Annotated in this window: 1 protein-coding gene; it reads left to right on the plus strand. The window is 76.6% G+C overall.

What is annotated here, in order from left to right; translation table 11 throughout:
* Positions 1–905: alkaline phosphatase family protein (locus tag D8M29_RS12530; RefSeq protein ID WP_148111628.1), on the plus strand; the 905-nt coding region annotated here is incomplete at both ends.

The following is a 905-nucleotide window of genomic DNA, read 5'->3' on the forward strand; positions in this document are numbered from 1 at the left end:
GCTCTCCCGCCCTCCCCGCGGGCGTGGTCCCCGCCGATCGTGCCCTGCGCTCCGTCCTGACCTCCGCCGCGGCCGCCCTCGGTGTCCCGGGCTGTGAGAACGCGCTTGCGGTCCCGGCGGGCCGCCGCGTGGTCGTCGCCCTGGTGGACGGCCTCGGACGGTCACTGCTGAAGCGCTTCGGCGGCCACGCCCCCACGCTGCGCGCCGCGATGGCCGACGGCGGCCGCGTCCTCGAGGTGGCCGTGCCCACCACGACGGCCGCCTCCCTCACGAGCCTGGGCACCGGGCTGGACGTCGGGGAGCACGGCGTGGCCGGCTACGACGTGCTCGACCCGGACCGGGACGTGGTGATCAATCAGCTGGGCGGCTGGGACGAGGCCACCGACCCGGTGGGGTGGCAGCCGAAGCCCACCGTGTTCGAGCGCGCCGCCGCGGCCGGCGTCGACGCCGTCACGGTCTCGCTGCCCGCCTTCGAGCGTTCGGCCCTGACACGGGCGGGGCTGCGTGGCGGCCGGTTCGTGGCCGGTCGCACCCTGATCGCCCGCGCCCAGGCCGCCGAACGCGTGCTGAAGGACGCGCGCGTGCCCACGCTCGTCTACTTCTACGTCAACGAGCTGGACAAGGCCGGCCACCGGGACGGCGTGGGCTCGGAACGGTGGCTGCACGCCCTCGAGGAGATCGACGCGGCGGTGCGGCGCCTGGTGGACCGCGTGCCCGCCGGGACGGTGGTGCTCGCCACCGGCGACCACGGCATGGTCGACGTGCCGCCGTCGCGCCGCGTGGACTACGCCGCCCTGGACGAGGCCGGGGAGCTCGCCGACCCCGCGCTGCTCGAGGGGATCGCGCACACCGCGGGGGAGCCCCGCCTCGTGCAGCTGCACTTCCGGTCCGACGCGGGTCCGGAC

This window comes from Micrococcus sp. HSID17227, from assembly GCF_003989405.1.
Classification (GTDB): Bacteria; Actinomycetota; Actinomycetes; order Actinomycetales; family Micrococcaceae; genus Micrococcus; species Micrococcus luteus.